This window comes from Eikenella sp. HMSC061C02 (assembly GCF_001809035.1).
Lineage (GTDB): Bacteria > Pseudomonadota > Gammaproteobacteria > Burkholderiales > Neisseriaceae > Eikenella > Eikenella corrodens.
Map to the genome: position 1 here is coordinate 33668 of NZ_KV795547.1, position 25603 is coordinate 59270.

Consider the following 25603-nt stretch of genomic DNA (forward strand, 5'->3'; position numbering starts at 1 on the left):
AAGGCTACCTGAAAGCGAAGCTTCAACGCAGTTATAGTGGATTAAAATTGCAATGATACGGCGTTGCCAACGCCCTTATGTACTACCCGTACACGGCGGGCGTTACCGCCTTGTCTCATTTTTATTTTAATTCACTATAAAACGTAGCGAAGCGAAGTTTCTGCGGAGCGGATCGAGTTCCCGCAAAGCCAAAACGCGGTTGCAACACAGTTAAAACCAACATACCGGTTCGGCAAGGCAGCCGAACATAAAAAGGCTACCTGAAACCTGAAACCGCACTTTCAGGTCAGGGTAAGCAAGAGAGGCTACCTGAAAAATGAAATGGCAGGCTTTAAAACGCAAACTCAGCCCCGGGCAGGGGCTGGTTATCGGCATACCTTATTTGTGGCTGCTGGTGCTCTTCCTGATCCCCTTCTTCTTCGTGTTGAAAATCAGCCTGGCCGAGCAAGCCACCTCGATTCCGCCCTACACCCCGCTCTACACGGTGGACGAAGCGGCCGGACGTGTGAATATTTCCCTGAGCTACCTGAACTACACCGGCATTTTCGAGAATTTCTGGTCGTCGCTGTGGCTCGGGCTCAATCCGTTTGCCGATAAATCCGGCAGCAATCTGTATGTGCACATCTACCTGCTTTCTATCAAAACCGCCATCACCACCACGCTGATTTGCCTCTTGGCCGGCTACCCCATCGCCTACGCCATCTCGCGCAGCCGCGAAAAATGGCGCAACCCGCTGCTCTTGGCCATTATGTTGCCGTTTTGGACCTCACTGCTGCTGCGCGTGTACGCCTGGATGGGCCTGCTTTCGCAAAACGGCATCATCAACAACCTGCTGTTGCGTTGGGGTTGGATTAACCAGCCGCTGGATATGTTCTACAACAGCTTCTCGCTCAATATCGTGATGGTGTACACCTATCTGCCCTTTATGGTGCTGCCGCTGTATACCCAGCTCCTCAAGCTGGATAACCGCCTGCTTGAAGCCTCTGCCGATTTGGGCGCCGGGCCGGTGAAATCATTTTTCTCCATCACCCTGCCGCTCTCCAAAAGCGGCATCATCGCCGGCTCCATGCTGGTGTTTATCCCGGCGGTGGGCGAATTTGTGATTCCCGATTTGGTGGGCGGACCCGAACACCTGATGATCGGTAAAGCCCTGTGGCAGGCCTTCTTCACCCAAAACGACTGGCCGCTCGCCTCGGCCATGGCCGTGGTGATGGTGCTGCTTTTGGTGGTGCCCATCGGCCTGTTCCACCGTCATGAAGCCAAACAGCTGGAAGGAGCGCGCCGTGGCTAGAAAATCTGCATCGTCCACTTGGTTTCTGCGCATCTGCCTGTTTTTGGGGCTGGCCTTCCTCTATATCCCGCTCCTGGTGCTGGTGGTGTATTCCTTCAACCGCTCCGAGCTGGTAACCGTATGGGGCGGCTTCTCCACCAAATGGTATGGCGCGCTGCTGAATAACAGCGAAATTTTGGAAGCCACCTGGCTCTCCATCCGCATCGCCCTCATTTCCTCCGCTGCCGCCGTAGTGCTCGGCACCATGGCTGCCTATGCCCTGGCGCGCATCAAACGCTTCCGCGGCAGCACCTTGTTTACCGGCATGGTGTCTGCCCCCATGGTGATGCCCGACATCATCACCGGCATTTCGTTGGTGATGCTGATTCTGCAGGTGCAGGCCTTGCTGCGCGGTTCCAGCCTGAGCTGGCTGCAATTCGAGCGCGGCTGGTTCACCATCTGGCTCGGCCATACCACCCTGTGCATGGCCTACGTTACCGTGGTGATCCGCACCCGCTTGGGCGAGCTCGACCAATCCCTGGAAGAAGCCGCACAGGATTTGGGCGCCAAGCCGTGGAAGATTTTCTGGGTGATCACCCTGCCGCTGATCGCCCCCGCCATCGCCTCCGGTTTCCTGCTCGCCATGACCCTTTCCATGGACGACCTGGTAATCACCTCTTTCCTCAGCGGCCCCAACTACACCACCCTGCCGCAGCTGATTTTCGCCAAAGTGAAACGCGGCGTGAACCCGCAGATGAACGTGCTGGCCACCTTCCTGATCACCATCATCGGCACCCTCGTCATCACCGGCAACTACCTCATGATGCGCCGCGTAAACAAACGCGACCGCGAAGCCGCCCTGGCCTACAAACAAGCCCAGGAAGCCGCTGCCGCTGTCGCCACCCCGCCGCCTTCAGCGCTGATTGAAGCTGAAGAGGCTGCGCAGGAGGCAGATGACCATGCGGAAGAGCCTGCAGCAACCGATGAGGTTTCGGAGGATTAGCATTGCCAACAATATCCTCAGTTTGAAGTAAAGGCTACCTGAAAGCGCAACGCAGAAACTTTGCTGCATTGCGCTTTCAGGTAGCCTTTTTATAGTGGATTAAATTTAAATCAGGACAAGGCGGCGAGCCGCAGACAGTACAAATAGTACGGCAAGGAGAGCCAACGCTGTACTGGTTTAAATTTAATTCACTATAATTGCGGTTACGCCAACTTGGGTAGGTTTATTCCTGCACTTTAATCGCGCTGCCGTTATCCAGCTCGATGATTTCGCCGGCGAGGATTTTGGCGGTTTTGCGGGTTTCAGTTGCGCCGTTGCGGCGCACGCGGCCTTCGGCAATCCAGGTTTTGGCTTGGCCGCCGCTGTCGGCCAGGCCGGTGAGTTTGAGCAGGTCGCACAGGGCGATGTGTTCGTGGCCGTTGAGGGAGAAGGTTTGCATGGCTTTCGTTTCGAATATTTGGTTTGGTGGGAGATAGAGGCTACCTGAAAAATATGTTTCAGGTAGCCTCTTTGTTTGGCTATTTATAGCTTGCCGAGAATGTCTTCGCTCAGAGCGAGGTCGGCATTTTTATTGATGCCGATTTGGCGGGCGAGGATGTTGCGGGCGATTTCTTTCGCTTCTTCGAGAGAGTGCATGCGGTAGGTGCCGCATTGGTATTCGTTCAGCTCGGGGATTTGGTTTTGGTTTTGCACGTTTAAAATATCCTGCATGGCGGCTTGCCAGGCGGCGGCTACGGCTTCTTCGCTTGGGGTGCCGATGAGGCTCATGTAGAAGCCGGTGCGGCAGCCCATGGGGGAAATGTCGATGATTTCTACGTTGGCGCCGTTGAGATGCTCGCGCATGAAGCCGGCAAACAGGTGTTCCAGCGTGTGGATGCCTTTTTCGGGCAGGATTTGTTGGTTGGGCACGCAGAAGCGCAGGTCGAACACGGTGATGTCGTCGCCTTTGGGGGTGCGCATATTTTTGGCCACGCGCACAGCGGGGGCATGCATGCGGGTGTGGTCTACGGTGAAGCTGTCGAGCAGGGGCATGGCGGTTCCTTTTGTGTGTTGGAATGGCGAAGGCGGTATCATACCATTTTCGCTTGTGGCTTGAAAAAATGTATGCTTTGTGTAGAATTTCGCCTCTTTCTTAACCACCAACAAGGGGACAATCATGCAAAACATAGGTAGCACTTTGGCCATTTTGGGCATCCTGGCGATTTTTCTAGATTTCTTCAACCGTGTGCCGAAAGTATTGGCTTGGATTTACAACTGGGGCGACGGCGTGGCCTGGGGCATTAAGATTGCATTCGTTGTGGTGGGCGGCGTGTTGTGGCTGATCGGCCGCAATCAGGAAGCAGCGCATCCTGCCTTGGCAGAGGAAGACGACGAATAATCCTCCCCTGCAACGATAAAAATCCGCCGACAAGCATGTGGCTTGCCGGCGGATTATTTTGTTTGGGTTGTGGTTTTAACTTCGTTGCAGTTGTGTTTTTCAATTTTCAGGTAGCCTCCAACGGTTGGTCAAAAGGCTACCTGAAATCTCCAGAACTACATTTCCCGCCGCTTGAAGTGGCGCGGCCGAAAGCCCAGCAGCCCCAGCGTGGAAAAATACAGCACCATGCCGAAGCCGATCAGCGCAAACAGCTGTCCCGTGCGCCGCAAGCCGCCCACGTGCACCCACTCCAGCGCCACATAATGCTGCACCGCCCAAAGCCCGCCGGCCATCACGGCCAACGCAATCGCCAGCTTCAGTAAAAACGTGCGCCAGCCCGCATTGGGCTGATACATCTCTTTAATCCGCAACAATAAAAACAGGAACGCCGCATTGATACACGCGCCCAGGCTGATCGATAACGCCAGCCCCGCATGCTGCAGCTTCCACACAAACATCAGATTCATCAGCTGCGTGCACACCAACGTCACAATCGCCACCTTCACCGGCGTTTTGATGTTTTTCTGCGCGTAAAACCCCGGCGCCAGCACCTTAATCAGAATCAGCCCCAAGAGCCCCACCGCATAGGCAATCAGCGCCTGTTGCGTCATCAGCGCGTCGTGTACGTCGATTTTGTTATACATAAACAGCGTGGCTACCAGCGGGAAGGCCAACACCGCCATGCCCACCGCCGCCGGCGCCGTGAGCAGCAGGCACAGGCGCAAGCCCCAATCCAACAGCGCGGAAAATTCCCGTTTGTCGCCCGTGGCGGCATGTTTAGACAGCCCCGGCAGCAGAATCGTGCCCAGCGCCACTCCCAACACGCCGGTGGGCAGCTCCATTAGCCGGTCGGCAAAATACATCCACGACACGCTGCCGCTTTGCAAGTACGACGCAATATTCGTGTTGATTACCAACGACACCTGCGCCACCGACGTGCCCAAAATGGCCGGTGCCATTTGTTTGATTACGCGGTTTACCGCCGGATCGCCAAAACGCAGCTTCGGTATTTTCAAAAAGCCCAGCTTAAACAGCCAAGGCAGCTGGAAACTCAGTTGCAGTACCCCGCCGCAGAACACGCCCCAGCCCAAAGCCATCACCGGCTGCTCGAAATGCTTCGCCCCCAGCAGTGCAAAGCCGATGAGCGACACGTTCAACAACACCGGCGTGAAAGCCGGCACGGAAAACTTGCCATAAGTGTTGAGAATGCTGCCCACTAAAGACGACAGCGAAATCAGCAGGATATACGGGAAAATAATCCGCAACAGCTGAGAAGCCAGCACAAACTTCTCCGGCTTGCCGCCCCAGCCGCTGGCCGTGGCCCAAATCACCGCCGGCGCCGCCAGCACGCCGATGGCGGTAACGATGAGCAGCGCAAACATCAGCATCCCCGCCACATGCTGCACAAATTCCTGCGTTTCTGCCGGCGATTTCTTCTGTCGGTATTCCGCCAAAATCGGCACAAAAGCCTGCGAAAACGCCCCTTCGGCAAAAATACGGCGCAGCAGGTTGGGCAGGCGGAAGGCCACCACGAATGCGTCCATCGCAATGCCCGCGCCGAAAATCCGCGCCAACACCGCATCGCGCACAAAACCGAGCACCCGCGACAGCATGGTCATGCTGCCGATTTTTGCCAACGCGCTAAGAAGGTTCATGCTTTATTACCTATAGATAAAACGGGCGCAAGTGTACCGCAAGCAGCCGCTCTTGTGGGATCTGCCGAAGAAAAGGCTACCTGAAAACGGAGCGAAGCGAAGTTTCTGCGCAGCTAAAGCGCCGACCACAACGCAGGGCAAACGAGCGAAGATACGGTAGAATGCCGCGCGAAACGTTGAATAAGCTTTCAGGTAGCCTATTTTGCCAAGCAGGCTACCTGAAACTTGCAACTCACATTAAATACATCATGACCAAACTCAGCCTCCCCCACTGGCACACCCCCGAGCAAGTCCGCGACATCCTGCTTGAGCTGCCCGAAACCAAACGTAATCGCGCCCTTTATGAGCTCGTCTGGCTGTTTGACCACGACAACCCGCACGGCATACCGGAAACTGAAGCCCAGCTCGCCACCCTGCGCCTGCTTTGGCACGACCCGCGTTTTCAGGGGCTGGAAAACGTCAAATTGTGGCTGAAAGAAGTGCTTTATTCGGACGAGGGCAACGGCGCTTGGCTCGCCCTCCAGCCCGAAGTCGAAATCCTAATCGACGTGCTTCACCCCGAAACCTGCGGCGAATATGGCGAGCACGGCGGGATGCGGCACAGCGCGGAAACGCTCGAACCCTTTGTCGCCCGCATGATTGCCCGAAACACCGAAAACGCCCGCTACACCGCCCGCTGCTGCCTTTGTTGGAACGAAGCCCTCTGCCGCCAGCGCCCCGATTTTGACGAATGGCTGCAAAATGAAATCCGCCAGCTGCACGAGAAATAAGACCCGGTATCAGTTGCCGAGAATCTGCTCTGCATTGTTTTTCAGGTAGCCTTTTATCAAACAGGCTACCTGAAAGAGCAGCGAAGCGAAGTTCTGCGAAGCCAAAGCCGAGCTGCAATAAAGTTAAAACCTAATCCTTCCACACACCATCCAAACCAAATTATGCCACCTATCCGCCAACGCCTTTTCTCCTTCCTGCGCCAAGCCGCCGCTATGGCTGCCGCTTTTGTCGTGATCAGCCTGCTGATCGACTGGTATCGCGCCCCCGCCGTGCCGCCGCAAGCCGCTGCACTGCCGCTGCACACCCTGCAAGGGCGGCAAACCACCTTGTCCGAATTGGGCGGCGGGCGCACCACCGTGCTGTATTTTTGGGGCTCGTGGTGCGGCATCTGCCGGCATACGTCTCCGGCGGTGGACAAACTCGCGCGCAACGGCGTGCCCGTGGTGGGCGTGGCTTTGCAGTCGGGCAGCGATGAGGAAGTGAGGGGCTACCTGAAAACGCACGGCTGGCAGTTCGATACGGTAAACGATGCAAGCGGCGGCTGGGCGCGACAATGGCAGGTGCAGGTAACGCCCACCATTGTGCTGGTGAAAAACGGCCGCGTACGCCACAGCACCACCGGCCTGGCCAGCTATTGGGGCTTGCGCGCGCGGATTGCTTTATTGGACGCGCTGGATGGGTGAGGCTACCTGAAAAATGGGATAGCGAGCCGGCTGAATTGCTGATACGGCGTTGGCTTGCCTATCCGTCTTGTCTCGACTGTTATTCAGTCTGTTTTAGCATTGCTGCACTCCGTTTTAACTGCGTTGAAGCTACGCTTTAGCTTCGCAGAAACTTCGCTGTGCTCCGTTTTCAGGTAGCCATTGCTTGGCAAGCTGCCAAAAAAGCACTATCCTTCGCCGCGCAGTATCAACCTTCATCAACATCAAGAAAAGGATAGCAAAATGGCAAACATCACCTTTCGCGGCACGCCCGCCAACACCGTAGGCAACCTGCCCGCCGTTGGCGCCGCCGCTCCCGCCTTCACCCTCACCGCCGCCGATTTGTCCGACAAAACCTTGGCCGACTTTGCCGGCAAACGCAAAGTGCTCAACATTTTCCCCAGCATCGACACCGGCGTGTGCGCCCAATCCGTGCGCACCTTCAACCAACGCGCCGCCGCGCTGCAAAATGCCGTGGTGCTGTGCGTTTCCGCCGACCTGCCTTTCGCCCTTTCCCGCTTCTGCGGCTCGGAAGGTATTGAAAACGTGGTAACGCTCTCCAGCTTCCGCAGCAGCTTCGGCGCCGACTACGGCATCACCCTGGCCGACACCCCGCTGCGCGGCCTCACCGCCCGTGCCGTGGTGGTGCTGGATGAAAACAACAAAGTTCTGCACGCCGAACTCGTGCCCGAAATCGGCCAAGAGCCCAACTACGATGCCGCTTTGGCCGTGCTGTAACTCGGCTTAACCAAGCCAAAACGAAACCGCCTGCACACAATGGATGCAGGCGGTTTTGTTTTGGGGAGGGCAGGGGAGGGGCTAACTGAAAGCTTACAGCGGCAGTTTTTAAGCTAATCTGCTGCCAGATTAAAAGGCTACCTGAAACTTTCAGGTAGCCTTTTAGGACAATCAGCTTACAAACAGTCTGACGGCTACAACCCGAATACCGATGTATCGCCCGCACCTTGGCGGATAAGCTCGGTGCCGTTGGTCATATCGATTACCGTAGTCGGCTCGGTGCCGCACCAGCCGCCGTCGATGATTAAATCCACGGCGTGTTCGAGCAGGTTGCGGATTTCGTAGGGGTCGGTTTGCGGCTCAGTTTCTTCGGGCAGCATCAGGGTACAGGAGAGCATGGGTTCGCCCAGCTCGGCCAAAAGGGCGAGGGCGATTTTATTGTCGGGTACGCGCAGGCCGATGGTTTTGCGTTTGGGGTGCAGCGTGCGGTTGGGCACTTCTTTGGTAGCAGGCAGGATAAAGGTGTAGGCACCGGGGGTGGCAGCTTTGAGCTGGCGGAATTGGCTGTTGTCCACTTTGGCATAAGTGCCCAACTCGCTCAAATCGGCGCACATCAGGGTGAGGTGGTGTTTCAAATCGATTTGGCGGATGGCGAGGATGCGTTCCATGGCTTCCTTATTGCCCATCTGGCAGCCGAGCGCATAGCAGGAGTCGGTGGGATACACGATTACGCCGCCCTGGCGCACGATTTCGGCGGCTTGTTTCACCAGCCGCTCTTGGGGATTTTCGGGGTGGATGGCGAAGAATTGTGCCATGGCTCTCTCCTGCGGGGAAAAACGGGTATTTTAAGCCTTTATGCCGCGCCTTGTCCTGAATTAAATTGAATTCACGCCGCTTAAAGCCGGTTGCGTTTTTCAGGTAGCCTGTTTACCTGTTTAAACCTAAGCCAACAGCCTGTGTGCCTGCTGCTTGATATAATGCTGTATCTATTCATAACACAGCGGATTAATTCGCCATAGCAAGCCAATGCCATATGGGGAATTAAACGCTTTAGCAATACACACCAAATCATGTTTGAAAAATTAGCCCATATTGTTCTGCCCAGCTTTTTGCTGCTGGCTTTCGGCATCAGTGCCGCCACCGAAACCCCCGCCGCCCGCAGAGAATCTGCGCCAGCCGAAATTTCCTATCTCTGCCAGCTCGCCGACGGGCGCAGCGTGCGTACTGCCCTGCCGCAAGGCCGTTGCCGCCCCGTGGCCAAATCTTTGGCTGAGGAAGAAGCTGATTTGCCTAAGCAGGCTGATGCCGCTTCCTCTCCTGTGGCTGCTGCCTCCGAGCCAGTTAAACAGACTGCCGATAAAGCCGATAACGGCAGCAGCGAATTGCCTGATGTGTGGCAAGAAGCTGTGGCTGCTGCCAGCGATGTGGAAATCAGCAAACCCGTGCCCATGCGCGTTACCCTGCGCCACCAGCCCGAGCCGGAACGCCGCAGCACCCCCATTGTGCGCCCTGCACCGGTGATTGCTGCCGCCAAGCCGCTCACGCCCAAGGAAATCATCACCCGCGACATCCGCCGCGAAGAACGCGCTCTGGCGCAAGCCGAACGCGAGCTGGCCACCGCCCGCCGCAACAACCAATCCGACCGCGCCGGCAACCTGCAATTGCAAATCGCCGACCGCCGCTCCGGCTTGCAGTCGTTGCGTCAAGAGCTGCGCCGGCATCAGTAGGCTGCTGTAGTAAGTATGATTAAAGGCTACCTGAAAGGTTTCAGGTAGCCTTTTTATGTGTGTTGGACAAGCTTGTGATTTTTTATGGCCAGATAACGTTCACTCACTTGGCAGCCGCCACATCCATACTGTTACTGCCAAGCACACGATCACCATCCCCACGCCTGCCCACCAGCGTTCGGGAAAGCGATACAGCATCCACACGCACGAGCAGGACATCATCAATGCCGACAAGATCTTGCCTTTAAGCGGAATGGCCCGTTTGCGCTCCCAGTTGCGCACCATCGGGCCGAAATAGCGGTGCTCGCTGAGCCAACGGTGGAAACGCGGCGATGTACGTGACCAACAGCCTGCCGCCAACAGCACAAACGGCACAGTTGGCAAGCCCGGCAAGAAAATGCCGATAATACCTAAGAGCAGAGCCAGCCAACCTGCCAGCCATACAAAAGGCCGCCACAGCGGCAGGTAAGAGTCGCGGCCGGTTTGCCGGCGATGCCGTATCCATGCCACCCCCGCCACCAGCCCGACCACTAACACCACAATTATCCATTCCATTTTGCCCATTATTTCTAAGTCTCTCGCACAATTTGACGTGATTGTATCATTTGGAGAAGGGAATGCGACTTATTCACAGCTAGTATGCTTAGGACTTGGTTTTTTGATGCAAGGCAAAACAGCGGGTTGAAGGGCTTGGGTTGTTTGTTAACGCAACGGGCAGGGATAAAGCCCGCTCTACAAAGTTTCAGGTAGCCTGCAATAGCCAGGCTACCTGAAGCAAAACTGTACACGTAAAAAAATCAGGTGCCCCATGCAAAAGGCTACCTGAAATTTTACTTTTCCCAATCATTCAATAATCTGGCAATAAAATCCTATTCTGTTTGCAAATGATCCAGAGGTAATACAGTAGAGTTTTTCACTTCCTGCAACACAAAGCTGGAACGCGCGTCCACCACGCCCGGATGTGCTAAGAGGGTGTCTAGGATGAATTGGGAGAAGCTTTCCATATCTGCGAAAAAAGCGTGCAGCATATAGTCGGTTTCGCCGGTGAGCGCGAAGCAGCGCAGCACCTGCGGCCAATTGCGCACGGAGTCGGCAAAGCCGTCGCGCAGGTGGGTGCTCTTATCCACTGATACGCGGATAAACACCTGTAAGCCGAGTGCCACAGTGGAAGGGTGCACCAAGGCGGCATAGCCACGGATAATGCCGGTGGACTCCAACTGCTTGAGCCGTCGAAGACAGGGGGAAGGGGAAAGGGCAACACGTTCAGACAGCTCAACGTTGCTCAGTCGTCCGTTGTGTTGCAGGGCCTGAAGGATTTTCAGGTCGATTTTGTCAAGCGAAACAGTGGTTGTCATGATTCGGTATCCAATCATACTACTGGGTTAGAGATTGTGCTGCACGCCGGTGAGCTGGCAGCCAAAACGGTGTTTCAGGGAGGCTTGTGGCCAACCATTAACTACACTGTATATCTCCGGGCGGTATTATATGTGAAACACCTTGAAATAGTCCGCCATATTTTTCACCAATAGCGGAATATACCGCCTGTCCGCCAGCTTTGCCGGACACTTTCAATCCTAGCCATGAAAAGGTTGTCAAGCCAAACTTCAAAAACATTCGTGTTTCTATCCGACTATAGTGTAAGCACAATTTAGCTAGAATTGCTATTCCAATCATAGAAAAGTGATTGAAAATGCCAAGAAATCCTGTTGGAGTGCTTGCTTTCAGGCTCTAGTTAAGGCTTTTGTAAGAGAGACCATTAATACAACAACATCGTGAAGATGAGAATTTCCTGAAATTACTAAAATGGAAGGATTTTGGGTCTGTTTCATTATTATTAACTACTAGAATGATTTCTGAGGCGATCTCATCGTTTATTGTGAAAAGGAGGCCAAAACAAAAGAATCAAGCCCGTTTCGCATATCGAGTTTACCCTGTAAAAAGCTGCTGTTTTTCAAGTAAGCTTGCGCTAGCGCAAACCCCGTACAGGCCAAACCTGTACAATATGAATGATTTTATGTCAGTCTACCTTACTAACCATTAAGCTTATTAATTGACTTGGAGGATCAATTATCAACCTTTAATGACGGGCTTCAGGCATTACTGATAAAACAGACCCTGGGGCTCATAAAATTCTGGTAAATAATCTGGAGAGTTTCACAATGCAGTCACAACATACCAACCACCAGCAAGCGGTCTCCTCAAAGTTAAATAAATTTGACTTAGCTTGGGTGCTAAATCTGTTCGGCACTGCCGTGGGCGCGGGCGTATTGTTCCTTCCGATTAATGCGGGCATGAGTGGATTCTGGCCGCTCGTTGCCATGGCTGTTATTGTTGGCCCGATGACTTATTTTTCCCATCGAGGATTGGCGCGTTTTGTGCTTTCTTCTGCCAAGCCCGGTAGTGATATTACCGAAGTAGTGGAAGAGCACTTCGGTAAAACTGCTGGTAAATTAATTACCCTGCTCTACTTCTTTGCCATTTTCCCTATTTTGCTGATTTATGGTAACGGTATCACCAATACCGTAGACTCCTTTCTCGTCAACCAGCTAGGTATGGCTTCTCCTCCAAGGGCCTTGTTGTCGCTCATTTTGATTGCTTCGTTAATCGGTGTGTTACTGCTGGGGGAACGTTTCGTTTTGAAAGTAACCGAATGGCTGGTATATCCGCTGATACTTATTTTGTTTGTCTTATCGGTATACCTGATTCCTGAATGGAATACTTCTTCGCTTGCCACTATTCCGAGCGCAAGCGCGTTTTTAAGCACCTTATGGATTACGATACCCGTGTTGGTTTTCTCCTTCAACCATTCACCGGCCATCTCTTCTTTCGTTTTGTCCCAACAGCGAGAATACCAAGATGGCGAATTAACAGACCAGCATGCCAGCAGAACCCTACGCAGTACTTCCGCCGCGTTATTGGTTTTTGTGATGATGTTCGTATTCAGTTGTGTATTGACATTAACTCCGTCCGAACTGGCCTTGGCAAAAGAGCAAAATATTTCGATTCTGTCGTTTCTTGCCAATAAATTTGACAATCCCTACATTTCCTATTTAGGCCCGTTGGTTGCATTTTTAGCCATTACCAGTTCTTTTTTCGGCCACTATATGGGTGCGCGCGAGGGTTTGGAAGGTCTATTTATCAAACTCAAACGTGACTCTGGTTCGGATGTAGCCATCAATCATAAAAAACTGAACCTCTATTCCGCCCTGTTCTTCCTGATTACGTTGTGGGTTGTTGCCATCATTAATCCGAGCATCTTGGGTTTGATTGAATCGCTTGGCGGTCCCATTATTGCGATGATCCTGTTCATTATGCCGATGTACGCTATTAGAAAAGTACCGGCAATGAAACGGTTCCAAGGCAAATTCAGCAATATTTTTGTGGTGGTAATGGGTCTGATTGCAATATCCAATATTATCTATAATCTAATTGCTTAAGTTAAGTTGTAACCATATTCAGGCCATCTGAAACCATCAGTTCAAATGTTTGAGAACATGCGAAGTAAGAGGTTTTCAGATGGCCTTTTAAACAAATATCATTCTATTTGTAGAGCCTGTATTGAAAGATAAGGGGCAGAGCCATGATTAGTGTATTTGATATTTTTAAAGTTGGGGTTGGTCCTTCAAGCTCGCATACTGTTGGCCCGATGAAAGCAGGTAAACAATTTATTGATGACTTGTGTGCTCAAGGCAAATTAGAGCAGATAGAGCATATCCGCATCGATGTATATGGTTCATTATCCATGACGGGTTTGGGTCATGGAACAGATACCGCTATCATTATGGGGTTGGCTGGTTATTTGCCGCATAATGTCGATATCGATTCGATTCCGACTTTTGTTGAGACGGTTAAAGCAAGCGGCAAATTGCCCGTGGCATTAAACAAACACGAAGTGCGCTTCCAATATGCTGAAGATATGGTGTTTCATAACGATTTTTTGCCTCTGCATGAAAATGGCATGACCATTACAGCTTTTGATAAAGACGAAAAAGAAAGCTACCGTCAAACTTATTATTCCATCGGCGGCGGTTTTATTGTTGATGAAGCACATTTTGGTGTTGAAGAGAAACAAGCTATTGAAGTTCCCTTTCCTTATAAAAACGCCAAAGACATTATCAAATACTGTAACGATAATGGTCTGTCCATTTCCAATTTGATGTATCAAAATGAAGTGGCATTACATGGTAAAGAAGCAGTTGACGAATACCTGCAATACATCTGGCAAACCATGTCTGATTGTATGCAGCATGGCTTGATAACTGAAGGCGTGTTGCCAGGCCCGTTAAAAGTCGTCCGTCGCGCTGCAGGGCTTCACCGCTGGCTTTCTGCCAATAAAAGCCTTAGCAATGATCCGATGCAGATTATAGATTGGGTAAATATGTATGCTCTCGCGGTAAGCGAAGAAAATGCCGCCGGTGGCCGTGTAGTAACGGCTCCGACCAACGGTGCGTGCGGTGTCGTGCCTGCCGTCTTGATGTATTACGACAAATTTGTCGAACCGCTCACCCCCGAAATCATCAACCGATATTTGCTCACAGCAGGCATTATTGGCTCGCTCTATAAAATGAATGCCTCTATTTCGGGAGCGGAAGTAGGCTGTCAAGGCGAAGTTGGTGTCGCCTGTTCAATGGCAGCGGCAGGGCTGGCGGAAATTTTAGGCGGTACCCCGGAGCGCGTTTGCAGTGCGGCAGAAGTCGCCATGGAGCATAGCCTTGGCCTTACCTGCGACCCAGTAGGCGGCCAAGTGCAGGTTCCTTGCATTGAACGTAATGCCATCAGTTCGGTAAAAGCCATTAATGCCGCACGTATGGCTCTGCGCCGTGCCAGCACACCATGTGTCGACTTGGATGAAGTGATTGACACCATGTATGAAACTGGTAAAGATATGGATGCCAAATACCGCGAAACCTCACGAGGCGGCTTGGCAATCAAGATTGTCTGCAATTAATATTATGACCTGCTCTCATTCAAGAAGCCATCTCTAGATAACTGGGAGTTATTTAATAGAGCCCCTATGCCCCAGCGCAGGTACTTTGGGAGAGATAGGGAGGCTTCCCCCATTTTCGCCCCACAGGAGACCCTTATGTCCGACATCAAAACCACCCCCTTCCATCAAGCACATAAAGACGCAGGCGCCAAGCTGGTTGATTTCGCCGGCTGGGAGCTGCCCATCCACTACGGCTCGCAGATTGCCGAACATGAAGCCGTACGCACCGACGCCGGTATGTTCGACGTGTCGCATATGCTCGTTACCGACGTAACCGGCGAAAAAGCCAAAGACTTCTTCCGCAAGCTCTTGGCCAACGACGTGGCCAAGCTCGGCTTCGTGGGCAAAGCCCTCTATTCCGCCATGCTCAACGACAAAGGCGGCGTGATCGACGACCTTATCGTGTACCGCGTAAGCGAAGACGAAACCCGCTACCGCATCGTATCCAACGGTGCCACCCGCGAAAAAGACTCCGCCCAGTTCCAAAAAATCGGTGCCGAATTCGGCATCAAGCTCACCCCGCGCTACGATTTGGCCATGCTCGCCGTGCAAGGCCCCAAAGCCGTGGCCAAGCTGCTCACCGTGAAGCCTGAATGGGCTGATATCGTAAACAGTCTCAAGCCCTTCCAAGGTGCCGATTTGGGCAATGATTGGTTTGTCGCCCGCACCGGTTACACCGGCGAAGACGGCGTGGAAGTGATTCTGCCCGGCAGCGAAGCCGAGGCTTTCTTCAAAGCGTTGCAACAGGCCGGCGTGAAACCCTGCGGCCTCGGCGCGCGCGACACCCTGCGTATGGAGGCCGGCATGAACCTCTACGGCAACGACATGGACGACAACACCAGTCCGCTCGAAGCCGGCATGGCCTGGACGGTGGATTTGAAAGACGAAGCCCGCGATTTCGTCGGCAAAGCTCCGCTGGTGGCTCTGAAAGAAAAAGGCGTGAGCGTGAAACAGGTTGGCTTGCTCTTGGCCAAAGGCGGCATACTGCGCGAGCACATGGAAGTGATCACCCCGCAAGGCAAAGGGGAAACTACCAGCGGCGTGTTCTCGCCCAGCCTCAAGCAATCCATCGCCATTGCCCGCGTGCCGAAAACCTTTGAAGGCGATACCGCCAAAGTGGTGGTTCGCGGCAAAGAAGTGGATGTGCGCGTATTGAAACTGCCCTTCGTGCGTAACGGCCAGAAGCAGTTTGATTAAACGCGGTTAGGTTTTTCAGGTAGCCTGTCCAAGTGAGCACATAGGCTACCTGAAAACGGGATTTCCAGGTTGTGCGAAGTCGAAACAAACACTGCGAACCCACCCGAACACACACCACGAATCTGCCCTGCACAAGATATCGTTTCAGGTAGTCTTGCGTCAGCGCAAACCGGATACAGGCAAAACCTGTATAATGTGAATGACCTTGCGTCAGCCCACCTTCTAATTACGGAGAAAAACCATGAGCAACAACATTCCCGCCGAACTCAAATATGTTTCCAGCCACGAATGGCTGCGCGCCGAAGCCGACGGTAGCGTAACCGTGGGCGTAACCCACCACGCACAAGAGCTTTTGGGCGATATCGTATTCGTTGAACTACCCGAAGTTGGCGCCTTGCTCGCCGCTGAAGACCAAGCCGGTGTAGTGGAATCGGTGAAAGCCGCTTCCGACGTGTACTCCCCGATTGCCGGCGAAGTTGTGGCCGTAAACGAAGGCCTGCCCGATGCGCCCGAAACTGTAAACAGCGATCCCTACGGCGATGGCTGGATCTTCCGCATCAAGCCGGCCAACCCTGCCGACTTGGACGGCCTGATGAACGCCGAGCAATACGCCGCTGAAATCGCTTAATCCGCTAAATAACAGCCTGAAAGCCGCAACGCTTTCAGGCTGTTTCCATTTTTACCCGCAGCAGGTTTACTCAAAGGCTACCTGAAACCATCTATCCATGAACAGACGACAATTCCTCATCGGCAGTGCTATCCTCGCCTTGGCCGCCTGCGGCAAACGCCGCAACCGCTCCCAAGCCATCCCTGAAGGCAGTGCCGTACTCGCCTTAGGCGATTCACTTACCTATGGCTACGGTGCCGCTCCCACCGCTGCCTATCCCGTGCAGCTGGCTACGCTCACCGGCTGGAAAGTCATCAACGGCGGCGTATCCGGCGACACCACTGCCGATGCCCTCGCCCGCCTGCCTGAGCTTATGAGGCAACATCCTAAGCTTGTCATCATCAGCATCGGCGGCAACGATTTCCTGCGCAAACTGCCAGAAAGCACCACCCGCGCCAACATCGGCAAAATCATCCAAACCGTGCAGACCGCCAGCATCCCCGCCGTACTGGTGGCCATCCCCCATTTCACCGTAGGCGCACTATTCGGCAAACTCAGCGACCACCCGCTCTACCACGAAATAGCCGAGCAATACCAAATCCCCCTGCTGAGCGGTGCTTGGTCGGAAATTCTCGGCGATAAGGATTTGAAGTCCGACCAAATCCATGCCAACGCCGAGGGCTACCGCAAATTTGCTGAATTACTAAAAGCGTTTTTGGAAGAGCAGGGGCTGGTGTAGCAACGAGGCTGATCCGTATTAAAGATTAAAGGCTACCTGAAACAAAAGCGTCGAGCAGTAAAGGAACTGCCTGACGCTTTTGTTGCATGAAAATTTTATGGTGCTGCGTTTTAGCTTTGTAGAAACTCGTCTTCCTTCAGATTTTCAAGCGGTGTCTGCTTCCTAGTTCTACCCCTTCGCCCGTTCCAACAGCATCAACATCATCAGCGATAGCGTAACCAATTCATCATGCGCCGCCGTACCGGTTTTTTGCAGGCTGAAGCATCGTTCCATTAGTGAAGGCTCTTTTTTCAGCAGATAGGCTTCCTGCCCGGCGGCATCGGTTACTCCAAAGCTTGGGTTGAGAAAATAACCACTCAGCATGCCCACAACCGGAATCTCGCCCACCAATGAATCCCAAAAGGCCAGCCACGGGTTCTTCTCGCGCACTTCATACAGCAGCCGGTTGCCGGCATCGTATATTTGGTAGGAAATGCGCCACAGTGAGCGCATACCGTTGCGCCGTATCGAGCCGAGCTCCTCGCCGTTTTCGTTCACAATCCGGTAGCAGGCGTTGAAATCGATGATGCGGTCGGCCTGTATGCGGTATAGCCGCGTGCGGCGTGAGGCATCGCTAAAAATCTCCACGGCTTCCTTCAGCTTGAATAGCTTCTGCCGCGTGTAGGCCACTTCTCTGCCTCGGGCATCTACCACGCTGAAATCGTTGGATGGTGTGAATATTTTGAAATGGAAATGTAGCGGCGGTTGCATGTTTTGCATTATTGTTCTTTCGTTTAAAGATTGGAGCTTGGCTGATGATAAATTTCAGGTAGCCTCAAACTGTATGCTAGCAGGCTACCGGAAACTGGATATATATAAAGACACCAAGGCGGCAAACGCTACTCTTCCCGTTCCGCATCCGCAGCGTCGTAAGCATCCACAATTTTCTGCACTAATGGATGGCGTACCACATCTTCGCTGGTAAAGGTGTGGAAATAAATGCCATCGATGCCTTGCAGTTTTTCTCGTGCGTCTTTCAGGCCGGATTTAATGTTGCGCGGCAAGTCGATTTGGCTGATGTCGCCGGTAATCGCTGCCTTGGCGCCGAAACCGATACGTGTGAGGAACATCTTCATCTGCTCCGGCGTGGTATTCTGCGCCTCGTCCAGAATCACGTACGAGCCATTCAGCGTGCGTCCACGCATATAGGCCAGCGGGGCAATCTCAATCAGCCCGCGTTCCAGCAGCTTGGTAACGCGGTCGAAGCCCATCAAATCATACAGCGCGTCATACAGCGGGCGCAGATAAGGGTCTACCTTCTGCGCCAAATCACCCGGCAGAAAGCCGAGTTTTTCCCCCGCTTCCACAGCTGGGCGCACCAATACAATGCGTTCCACTTCGTGCTTGCTCATGGCGTCCACTGCTGCCGCTACTGCCAAATAAGTCTTGCCTGTGCCCGCCGGGCCTAAGCCGAACACAATATCGTGGCTGAGCAGTGCGCGGATATAGCCGTTTTGGCGCGGTGTGCGCCCGCCCAGCTTGCCGCGCCGCGTTTGCAAGAAATACTGATGCCTGGCCTCGTTTTTCGGAACAAAAGCTTCATCGGCAGTTTTGGCTTCCACTGCCGAAAGCCGGATGTCGTTATCGTCCAAATCCCGCCGCTCGGCCAACTCAGCCAGCCTCAAAAGCGCTTCCCTTGCCGCATGGGCATGGTTGCCGATGAAGGTAAACTCGGCAAACCGCCGTCCGATTTCCACTTCCAGCGCCTTGCCCAGTTTTTCCAAATTTTCTTCCAGTGGCCCGCACAGCCGTTGCAAAACAGTGTTGTCTATCTCTTCAAATTTCAGGTGTACAGTGTGGCTCATAAGCTCTCAAATATTCGTTGCAAACCTCCGGCTGTTGCTTTCCAAGTCCGCCGGAACAATATAATTTATAAGATGATAGGCCGTATTGCCCGCTAGGGCAAACTCCCTGTTGAACAGCTTTTACGCGGCATAAAATCCATCCCCAATATGATGCCACATTGTTGCATAAAGCATACAATTTCGCCCGCATCTGCCGTTTTGCCCGCGATTGGATTTGTTTTTTTGCCGCCGAACAATTATATTGCAGTCATGAAATCGCTAATGCGGCGATTGCGTGAGAGCTTAAATAAAGAAAGACGAAGTTTCTTTTTTAAGTGTGTATTTTTAGTTTAGACATAGATAAAGGAATGCAGCATGAAAAAAACCCTGATTGCATTAGCATTGGTTTCCTTGCCGGTTGCCGCTTCTGCAGAAGTGATTCTGTACGGTACCATCCGTGCCGGTGTTGAATTTACTCGTGAAGGCACCTCTGCCCAGCCGAAGAGCGAAAGAAACGCTTGGGGCGTGGTTGACTACGGTAGCTACGTTGGCTTCAAAGGTTCTGAAGACCTGGGTGGCAACCTGAAAGCTATTTGGCAAGTTGAATCTAACGCCAGCTTGAACGGCGGCAGCTTTGTAAACAACCGCGACAGCTTCGTTGGTTTGGAAGGTGGCTTCGGTACCGTTAAAGTTGGTCGTGTAAGCACCCCGCTGAAACAAGCCTTGGATGCCCAAGACAACTGGGAATACAGCAACGAGGCTTTGGGTCTGTCCCGTTATACCCGTTTCGGTGCTCGTCGTACTAGCTTGAACTATCAGTCTCCTGACTTTGCTGGTTTCGACTTCTCATTCCAGATGGCTCCCGGTACTAACGTACACGGCGGTCGTACTAACGACGGCAAACCGGTATTCGGTTTGGGCTTAGGCTATAAGAACAGTGGCTTCTTCGGTCGTTATGCTGTTGAATATGCTCGTAAGACCCATGCTGAAGCAACTGCTGCTGGTCTGAAAGACAGCCATGTTCACAACCTGAGCTTCGGTTACGACGCTAACAACCTGTATGTTGCGGCTGGTCTGCAATATGGTAAAGGTGTAGCTGGTGATTTCACCGGTCGTGATAGCTTTGATATTGCAGAATACACTGCTGCTGTTCCAGCTACTCCTGCTACTCCTGCTGTTCCTGCTAACGGCGGTGCTGGTACTGACAAAACCAAAGAGGCTCAGATTTCTGCAGCTTACACTTTCGGTGCCGTTACTCCTAAAATCTCTGTAGCATACGGTAAATCTGATAATCTTGGTGCTCGTTACACCCAAGCTATCGTTGGTGCTGACTACGCATTCTCCCGCCGCACTACTGGTCTGGTTTCTGTAGGCTGGCTGCGTGAGAAAGAGAATAGCGCTGCTAAAAACGTAAGCAACTGGGGTGTAGGTACTGGCGTAGTACACAAATTCTAATTTGTGGCTAGCTTAGTCTAGTAACCCAACAAAAAGGCTTGCTTCGGCAAGCCTTTTTGTTTGTCTATGCTTTTCTATTTGCTTGGCACACAGGAGAGAGTAAGGCTACCTGAAAATATGGTTTCACCGAAATTAAACTAGTCATTTGTATTTTCAGGTAGCCTTCACTGAGACATAGCAAATTATGTGTATAGTGAGTATCACGCATATATTCAAGTCTCCCCTTGTAGTATTTCTCTTGCAGTATACGCATGGAATTGTTCTGTATCTTCCTTGTGCACTGAAGAGGCTACCTGAAACCTAACGTTGTTGTTCCGCAGCTTTGTGTGCTGTTTATCCACTCTCATATGGTTGGAGATAAACTACTAATTGGCAGGAGTGGTGGCCATAAGAGCGAGCACAACCCCTCTTAATCCATCCACATAAAAAGGCTACCTGAAACCTTTCAGGGTAGCCTTTTCTTATCCAGTTGCAGCGGCTTAATTAGTAAACGGATGCCGCAGCACGATAGTTTCCACGCGGTCGGGGCCGGTGGAGACGATGGCGATGGGCGCTCCGCATACTTCAGCAATGCGTTTCAGGTAGCCTTTAGCGTTTTCCGGCAGCTGATCAAAGTTTTGCACGCCAAAGGTGGATTCTTTCCAGCCGGGTAAGGTTTCGTAGATCGGGGTGCAGCCGGCCACGGCATCGCTGCCGAAGGGCAGGATATCGGTGGTGCTGCCGTCGGGCAGGGTGTAGCCGGTGCAGATTTTGATCTCGGGGATGCCGTCCATTACATCCAGCTTGGTGATACACAGTCCGCTGATGCCGTTGATTTGGATGGCGCGTTTGAGGGCGGCAGCATCGAACCAACCGCAACGGCGGGCACGGCCGGTAACCGAGCCAAATTCGTTGCCACGTTCGGCCAGGCCTTTGCCGGTGTCGTCGAACAGTTCGGTGGGGAAGGGGCCGGAACCGACTCGGGTGGTGTAGGCCTTCACGATGCCGAGCACATAATCCAAGGCCTGCGGCGGCACGCCTGCACCGGCAGAGGCAGCGCCTGCCAAACAGTTGGACGAGGTAACAAAGGGATAAGTGCCGTAGTCGATATCCAGCAGCGTACCTTGCGCACCTTCAAACAGCAGGCGTTCACCGCGCTGGATGGTGTCATGCAGGCTGCGCGACACATCGGCGAGCATCGGCAGAATACGGTCTTTGAAGGTGTTGATTTTGGCCATCACGTCATCAAACTGCACGGGCTCTGCGCCATGCAGATGCTGCAGCTGCACGTTATACACTTCAAGGTTGGCACGCAGTTTGTCGGCCAACAGTTTGGCATCGGCCAAATCGCCCAAACGAATGGCACGGCGGGATACTTTGTCTTCATAAGCCGGGCCGATGCCGCGGCCGGTGGTACCGATTTTGCCAGCGCCTTTAGAGGCTTCGCGGGCATGATCGAGCGCAATGTGGTAGGGCAGAATCATTGGGCAGGTAGGGGCGATGTGCAACCGGCCAGCCACGTTTTTCACACCGGCAGCAGTGAGCTCGTCGATCTCACCGAGCAGGGCTTCGGGGGAAACCACCACGCCGGAGCCGATGTAGCAATGCAGGTTTTCATGCAGGATGCCGCTGGGAATCAGGCGCAGCACGGTTTTTTTGCCGTTCACCACCAGCGTATGCCCGGCATTGTGGCCACCTTGGAAGCGCACCACACCGGCGCACTCTTCTGCCAGCCAGTCTACGATTTTGCCTTTGCCTTCGTCGCCCCACTGCGCGCCGATTACTACGATATTTTTTGCCATGATGTTGTTGCCTTTGTTGGAATATTCGTTGGAGTTTCTCTTTTCAGGTAGCCTTTAAGTGAGGCTACCTGAAATTATTTATGCCACCTGTGTTTGATGCTCGCTTCCCGCACGCTCGCGGATTGTGCCCAGGCGATACACGGTTTCGCCTTGTTCGGTGAGGAAGGACTGCGCTGCCTCAGCCTGCTCGGCAGGCACGATAACGGCCATACCGATACCGCAGTTGAAGGTGCGGTACATTTCCTGTTGTTCCACGTTGCCGGCCTGTTGCAGCCATTGGAACAGTTTGGGCAGCGACCAGGATTGTGCATCGATTTGTGCCACACAGTTTTCGGGCAATACGCGCGGAATGTTTTCGGTGAGGCCGCCGCCGGTAATGTGCGCCATGCCTTTGATTTCAAATTTTTCCAGCGCCGCCAAAATTGGTTTCACATACAGGCGGGTGGGGGCAATGATGGCTTGGCGCAGGGGTTTGCCGCCATCGAATTCGGCATCCAAATCGGGATTGCTGCGCTCGATGATTTTGCGGATGAGCGAATAGCCATTGGAGTGCGCGCCGTTGGAGGCGAGGCCGAGCACCACATCGCCGGGCCGGATGCTGCGGCCGTTGATGACTTTGCTTTTTTCCACCACGCCCACGGCGAAGCCGGCCAAATCGTATTCGCCTTCGGGATACATGCCGGGCATTTCGGCCGTTTCGCCGCCAATCAGGGCGCAGCCGGATTGTTCGCAGCCCTCGGCGATGCCTTTAATCACATCGGTGGCGCGCGCCACGTCGAGCTTGCCGCAGGCGAAATAGTCGAGGAAAAACAGCGGCTCTGCGCCTTGCACGAGGATGTCGTTCACGCTCATGGCCACCAGGTCGATGCCCACGGTGTGGTGAATATCCCATTCAAACGCTAGTTTCAGCTTGGTGCCTACGCCGTCGGTGCCGCTCACTAGTACCGGGTTTTGGTACTTTTTGCTGATTTCCACCAGTGCACCGAAGCCGCCCAAGTCGCCCAACACTTCGGGGCGTATGGTGCGCTTGGCAAAGGGTTTGATGTTTTCAACCAGTTGGTCGCCTGCATCGATATCGACACCGGCATCACGGTAGCTGAGGGATTGGGTCATGGCACTCTTTCGGGGAAAAATTTAAAACAGGAAAACGCTATTTTACCTGATTTTAAGCAGCAGCTAAGGATTGAATTGGGCGGCCTAATTCAGCAGGTTGTCGAGCGCACGCTCAATGGTGGGGAAGGCAAACTCAAATCCTTGCTGCAACAGGGCTTTCGGCGGGGCAAATTGGCCGTCTAACACCAAATCGGCCTGCTCGCCCAGCATCAGGCGCAACATCTGCTCGGGAACGGAAAACAACAGCGGGCGGCGCAGCCGTTGGGCGGCGGCGCGGGCAAAGTCGAGCTGGGTGGTGCGCTTGGGGGCAGTAATGTTGTAAGCCTGAAAGCCGTTGTGCGTTTGCGTGGCTAGGAAACGGATGGCGGCCACGACATCATCCATATGCACCCACGGCAGGGGCTGCTCGCCGCTGCCGAGCCGGCCCGCGCAGTAGCGCACCGGTTTGAGCAGCTGCGGCAAAATGCCGCCATTCCTGCCCAGCACCACGCCAAAACGGCACACGACCACCGGCACGCCGCTCTCCTGCTGTACGCGCTGTATCGCCGCCTCCCATTGCTGGCACAGCTGCGAAGGGAAAACATTTTGCGGCGGCGCGTTTTCCGCACACGGCGGCCAGCCCTCCGCGCTGCCGTTGCCATAATAACCCACGGCGGAAGCCTGAATGATGAGGCGCGGCGGCTGCGGGTGGCGGCGCAGCCAGTCGGCCACAGCCTGCACCGGCTGCAAGCGGCTTTGCAACAACTCCTGCTTGCGCTGCGCCGTCCAGCGGCCTTCACCCACCGACGCCCCCGCCAGGTTAATCAGTAAATCGGGGCGGATGCTGTCGTAGAGGTGGTGCAGCGCGGCGATGTATTCAAAACGCTTATCCGCCTCCCACGCGCTGGTCGGATGGCGGCTAACGATAATCACCCGATGCCCGTCGGCCTGATACGCCGCGGCTAAATAGTGGCCGATAAAGCCGCTGCCACCGATAATCACGATGGTTTGACGGCTCATGCGTACCTCCGGCCGGCAAAAGAAAAGGCTACCTGAAACATGATTTCTCTTTCATGCGTAAATTTTCAGGTAGCCTGCCATGTTCCGGGCGGGTGTGCAAGTTTATTGGCGTGAGGAATTGGAATGGAGAGAATGAAGCAGTGGGTTATTCTCTTTATGCGGAGCTGGGCTTCAAAATGGAACGCTGAAAAAAGGCTACCTGAAAATCTTCAGGTAGCCTTTTTATATTCCATACGCTGCTTACAGGCCGTGTACTTTAAAGCGGCCTTCAACCGGGGCGAACTGCTTGTCTGTGGCGGGCGCGGCGATGCCGCCGAATACGAGCTGGGCGCGCAGGGTCCAGCTGGCGGGGATTTGCCACTGCTCGGCCACGGCTTGGTCGATAACGGGATTGTAGTGTTGCAGGTTGGCGCCGATGCCGGCGGCGGCGAAGGTGGTCCACACGGCGTATTGGTGCATGGCGTCGGCGTGTTCGGCCCACACGGGGAAGTTGGCGGCGTAGGCGGGGAATTGCTCTTGCAGGGCGCGCACGACGGATTGGTCTTCAAAGAAGAGTACGGTGCCGGCTGCGGCGGCGAAGCCTGCCAGTTTTTGGGCGGTGGGCTCGAATTTGTCGGCAGGCACGATTTGGCGCAGGGCGGCTTCGGTGAGCTGCCAGAGTTTTTCGTGTTCGGCGCCGAACAGCACCACGACGCGGGTGGATTGGGAGTTGAAGGAAGAGGGGGTGTGCAGCACGGCGTGTTCTACGATGGCGGCCACTTCTTCGGCGGGTAGGGGCAGGTTTTTGTTGAGTGCGTACACGGAGCGGCGGGTGCGGGCGGCTTCTTGCAGGATTTGGTGGGTCATGATTTTTCCTTTCGGGTGTGCTGGATAATGTAATGTGCGGCAGTATAAGGGTTTTGCGGCGCGGGGTGGTAGCGCTTTGCGGCAAGATGATGTTTCTTGCTGGGAAAAGATGGGGGGTGATTTTGCGGGGGATGATTTTCAGGTAGCCTGTATGGAAGGGGCTACCTGAAAGTGGGGCTGGGTTTGCATGGTTTTAATCGCCGTGGTTTTGATCGTCTTTGGCGATGGTGGTTTTTTGATTTGTTTGCTCTTGGGTACGCAGTTTCCATGCTGTATAGCGGATGGGGCGGATGACTACCCAGCCCCAGATGACGAATAGTGGGGGTGCCGAGTTGTATCTTATCCAGTCGGAAAAAGGGGTTCTTGGGGTTTGGTAGATAGCCATTATGCCCAAACATGAGGCAATTAAGGAAAAGATGTCTTTGATGCCATAAGGCATATATTTGGTTTTGGTGTCTTCTTCCGGGAATAACGTTGCCGAAAAAAAGTATTTGATTAAAAGATAGAGTGATAAAACAAATGCAACGGGAGGGCCAATCATAAACACCCAAAATATCATGATACGCATGAGGTCATCAGGATGTGTAGCAAAGGCAAGGGGTGCAGCCCAGATAAGTAGAAAATTAGCGGCGGCAGCAGCAAAAGAGATGATGGTTGTGGCAACGATTGCTAGGCCATACCCAAAAGACTGAAGGGCAGAATAAGAACCGGATTGCTTCATTTTTCGCTCCACAAAATTTAAGGGGCTGACGTAGATTAGCAGTCATGCTAGTC

The 25603-nt window shown here is 53.6% G+C and carries 26 protein-coding genes; 13 read left to right on the forward strand and 13 right to left on the reverse strand.

All coding sequences use genetic code 11. The features are described 5' to 3' along the window. Nucleotides 1-316 precede the first annotated feature (316 nt). Nucleotides 317-1291 (forward strand): ABC transporter permease subunit, encoded by a 975-nt coding sequence (locus HMPREF2541_RS05900; RefSeq protein WP_003823496.1) that lies wholly within the window; start codon nt 317-319, stop codon nt 1289-1291. Then, nucleotides 1254-2273, forward strand: a complete 1020-nt coding sequence (locus HMPREF2541_RS05905; RefSeq protein ID WP_070542248.1) for an ABC transporter permease — start codon at nt 1254-1256, stop codon at nt 2271-2273. Before HMPREF2541_RS05900 ends, HMPREF2541_RS05905 begins: the two co-directional genes overlap by 38 nt. A gap of 223 nt (nt 2274-2496) precedes the next feature. On the opposite strand, the gene HMPREF2541_RS05910 is transcribed toward HMPREF2541_RS05905, so the two are convergent. Both HMPREF2541_RS05910 and luxS read right to left on the reverse strand, forming a co-directional pair. Next, on the reverse strand, nt 2497-2712 hold the full coding sequence (locus tag HMPREF2541_RS05910; protein ID WP_023887784.1) for an RNA-binding S4 domain-containing protein: 216 nt from the start codon (nt 2710-2712) through the stop codon (nt 2497-2499). 83 nt (nt 2713-2795) lie between these two features. Beyond that, on the reverse strand, nt 2796-3305 hold the full coding sequence (luxS, locus tag HMPREF2541_RS05915; RefSeq protein ID WP_070542250.1) for an S-ribosylhomocysteine lyase: 510 nt from the start codon (nt 3303-3305) through the stop codon (nt 2796-2798). Between the two features lie 124 nt (nt 3306-3429). On the opposite strand from luxS, the gene HMPREF2541_RS05920 reads away from it, so the two are divergent. Then, nucleotides 3430-3651 (forward strand): hypothetical protein, encoded by a 222-nt coding sequence (locus HMPREF2541_RS05920; protein ID WP_067528493.1) that lies wholly within the window; start codon nt 3430-3432, stop codon nt 3649-3651. A 155-nt stretch (nt 3652-3806) separates the two neighbouring features. Here HMPREF2541_RS05920 and murJ read toward each other — a convergent pair whose 3' ends face one another. After that, nucleotides 3807-5345, reverse strand: a complete 1539-nt coding sequence (gene murJ / locus HMPREF2541_RS05925) for a murein biosynthesis integral membrane protein MurJ (RefSeq protein ID WP_070542253.1) — start codon at nt 5343-5345, stop codon at nt 3807-3809. Between the two features lie 161 nt (nt 5346-5506). Here murJ and HMPREF2541_RS05930 point away from each other — a divergent pair, with 161 nt between their 5' ends. The 3 genes from HMPREF2541_RS05930 (at nt 5507) to tpx (ending at nt 7555) form a co-directional block, all read left to right on the forward strand. After that, the gene (locus tag HMPREF2541_RS05930) at nt 5507-6115 is read left to right on the forward strand and encodes a hypothetical protein (RefSeq protein ID WP_240127256.1); all 609 of its coding nucleotides are present in this window, start codon (nt 5507-5509) and stop codon (nt 6113-6115) included. A 171-nt stretch (nt 6116-6286) separates the two neighbouring features. Next, complete coding sequence (locus HMPREF2541_RS05935; RefSeq protein ID WP_070542295.1) at nt 6287-6799, forward strand: protein disulfide oxidoreductase; 513 nt, start codon at nt 6287-6289, stop codon at nt 6797-6799. 261 nt (nt 6800-7060) lie between these two features. Next, nucleotides 7061-7555 (forward strand): thiol peroxidase, encoded by a 495-nt coding sequence (tpx, locus tag HMPREF2541_RS05940; protein ID WP_070542256.1) that lies wholly within the window; start codon nt 7061-7063, stop codon nt 7553-7555. A 194-nt stretch (nt 7556-7749) separates the two neighbouring features. Here the strand turns inward: tpx and HMPREF2541_RS05945 are convergent, their stop codons facing one another. Further along, nucleotides 7750-8370 (reverse strand): L-threonylcarbamoyladenylate synthase, encoded by a 621-nt coding sequence (locus HMPREF2541_RS05945; RefSeq protein ID WP_003823474.1) that lies wholly within the window; start codon nt 8368-8370, stop codon nt 7750-7752. A gap of 255 nt (nt 8371-8625) precedes the next feature. On the opposite strand from HMPREF2541_RS05945, the gene HMPREF2541_RS05950 reads away from it, so the two are divergent. Continuing rightward, nucleotides 8626-9282, forward strand: coding sequence for a hypothetical protein (locus HMPREF2541_RS05950; protein WP_070542259.1), 657 nt, complete (start codon nt 8626-8628; stop codon nt 9280-9282). A 99-nt stretch (nt 9283-9381) separates the two neighbouring features. On the opposite strand, the gene HMPREF2541_RS05955 is transcribed toward HMPREF2541_RS05950, so the two are convergent. Next, nucleotides 9382-9741: a YbaN family protein gene (locus tag HMPREF2541_RS05955; RefSeq protein ID WP_035574037.1), complete on the reverse strand. Its 360-nt coding sequence runs from the start codon at nt 9739-9741 to the stop codon at nt 9382-9384. A gap of 410 nt (nt 9742-10151) precedes the next feature. Continuing rightward, a complete protein-coding gene (locus tag HMPREF2541_RS05960) occupies nt 10152-10637 on the reverse strand; it encodes an Lrp/AsnC family transcriptional regulator (RefSeq protein ID WP_049257710.1) in 486 nt (161 codons plus the stop codon). A gap of 804 nt (nt 10638-11441) precedes the next feature. On the opposite strand from HMPREF2541_RS05960, the gene HMPREF2541_RS05965 reads away from it, so the two are divergent. The 5 genes from HMPREF2541_RS05965 (at nt 11442) to HMPREF2541_RS05985 (ending at nt 16812) form a co-directional block, all read left to right on the forward strand. After that, nucleotides 11442-12719, forward strand: coding sequence for an HAAAP family serine/threonine permease (locus HMPREF2541_RS05965; RefSeq protein WP_003823468.1), 1278 nt, complete (start codon nt 11442-11444; stop codon nt 12717-12719). A gap of 143 nt (nt 12720-12862) precedes the next feature. After that, a complete protein-coding gene (locus HMPREF2541_RS05970) occupies nt 12863-14230 on the forward strand; it encodes an L-serine ammonia-lyase (RefSeq protein ID WP_070542261.1) in 1368 nt (455 codons plus the stop codon). 135 nt (nt 14231-14365) lie between these two features. Further along, a complete protein-coding gene (gcvT, locus tag HMPREF2541_RS05975) occupies nt 14366-15466 on the forward strand; it encodes a glycine cleavage system aminomethyltransferase GcvT (RefSeq protein ID WP_070542264.1) in 1101 nt (366 codons plus the stop codon). A 241-nt stretch (nt 15467-15707) separates the two neighbouring features. Continuing rightward, on the forward strand, nt 15708-16094 hold the full coding sequence (gene gcvH / locus HMPREF2541_RS05980) for a glycine cleavage system protein GcvH (protein WP_070542267.1): 387 nt from the start codon (nt 15708-15710) through the stop codon (nt 16092-16094). Between the two features lie 97 nt (nt 16095-16191). Beyond that, complete coding sequence (locus HMPREF2541_RS05985; RefSeq protein WP_070542269.1) at nt 16192-16812, forward strand: arylesterase; 621 nt, start codon at nt 16192-16194, stop codon at nt 16810-16812. A 168-nt stretch (nt 16813-16980) separates the two neighbouring features. Here HMPREF2541_RS05985 and HMPREF2541_RS05990 read toward each other — a convergent pair whose 3' ends face one another. Then, entirely contained in the window at nt 16981-17571 is a 591-nt protein-coding gene (locus HMPREF2541_RS05990; protein WP_070542271.1) for an LURP-one-related family protein, read from the reverse strand. Between the two features lie 119 nt (nt 17572-17690). Then, nucleotides 17691-18656 (reverse strand): PhoH family protein, encoded by a 966-nt coding sequence (locus HMPREF2541_RS05995; protein ID WP_070542274.1) that lies wholly within the window; start codon nt 18654-18656, stop codon nt 17691-17693. Between the two features lie 354 nt (nt 18657-19010). On the opposite strand from HMPREF2541_RS05995, the gene HMPREF2541_RS06000 reads away from it, so the two are divergent. Then, nucleotides 19011-20090 (forward strand): porin, encoded by a 1080-nt coding sequence (locus tag HMPREF2541_RS06000; RefSeq protein ID WP_070542276.1) that lies wholly within the window; start codon nt 19011-19013, stop codon nt 20088-20090. Between the two features lie 479 nt (nt 20091-20569). On the opposite strand, the gene HMPREF2541_RS06005 is transcribed toward HMPREF2541_RS06000, so the two are convergent. The 5 genes from HMPREF2541_RS06005 to HMPREF2541_RS06025 form a co-directional block, all read right to left on the reverse strand. Then, on the reverse strand, nt 20570-21871 hold the full coding sequence (locus tag HMPREF2541_RS06005; protein WP_070542279.1) for an adenylosuccinate synthase: 1302 nt from the start codon (nt 21869-21871) through the stop codon (nt 20570-20572). A 78-nt stretch (nt 21872-21949) separates the two neighbouring features. Further along, nucleotides 21950-22984 (reverse strand): phosphoribosylformylglycinamidine cyclo-ligase, encoded by a 1035-nt coding sequence (gene purM, locus HMPREF2541_RS06010; protein WP_070542282.1) that lies wholly within the window; start codon nt 22982-22984, stop codon nt 21950-21952. Nucleotides 22985-23068: 84 nt separating this feature from the next. Then, the gene (locus HMPREF2541_RS06015) at nt 23069-23983 is read right to left on the reverse strand and encodes a TIGR01777 family oxidoreductase (protein ID WP_070542285.1); all 915 of its coding nucleotides are present in this window, start codon (nt 23981-23983) and stop codon (nt 23069-23071) included. A 240-nt stretch (nt 23984-24223) separates the two neighbouring features. Next, a complete protein-coding gene (locus HMPREF2541_RS06020; RefSeq protein WP_064086080.1) occupies nt 24224-24829 on the reverse strand; it encodes a nitroreductase family protein in 606 nt (201 codons plus the stop codon). Nucleotides 24830-25022: 193 nt separating this feature from the next. Next, the gene (locus HMPREF2541_RS06025; protein WP_070542288.1) at nt 25023-25550 is read right to left on the reverse strand and encodes a hypothetical protein; all 528 of its coding nucleotides are present in this window, start codon (nt 25548-25550) and stop codon (nt 25023-25025) included. Between the last annotated feature and the right edge of the window lie 53 nt (nt 25551-25603).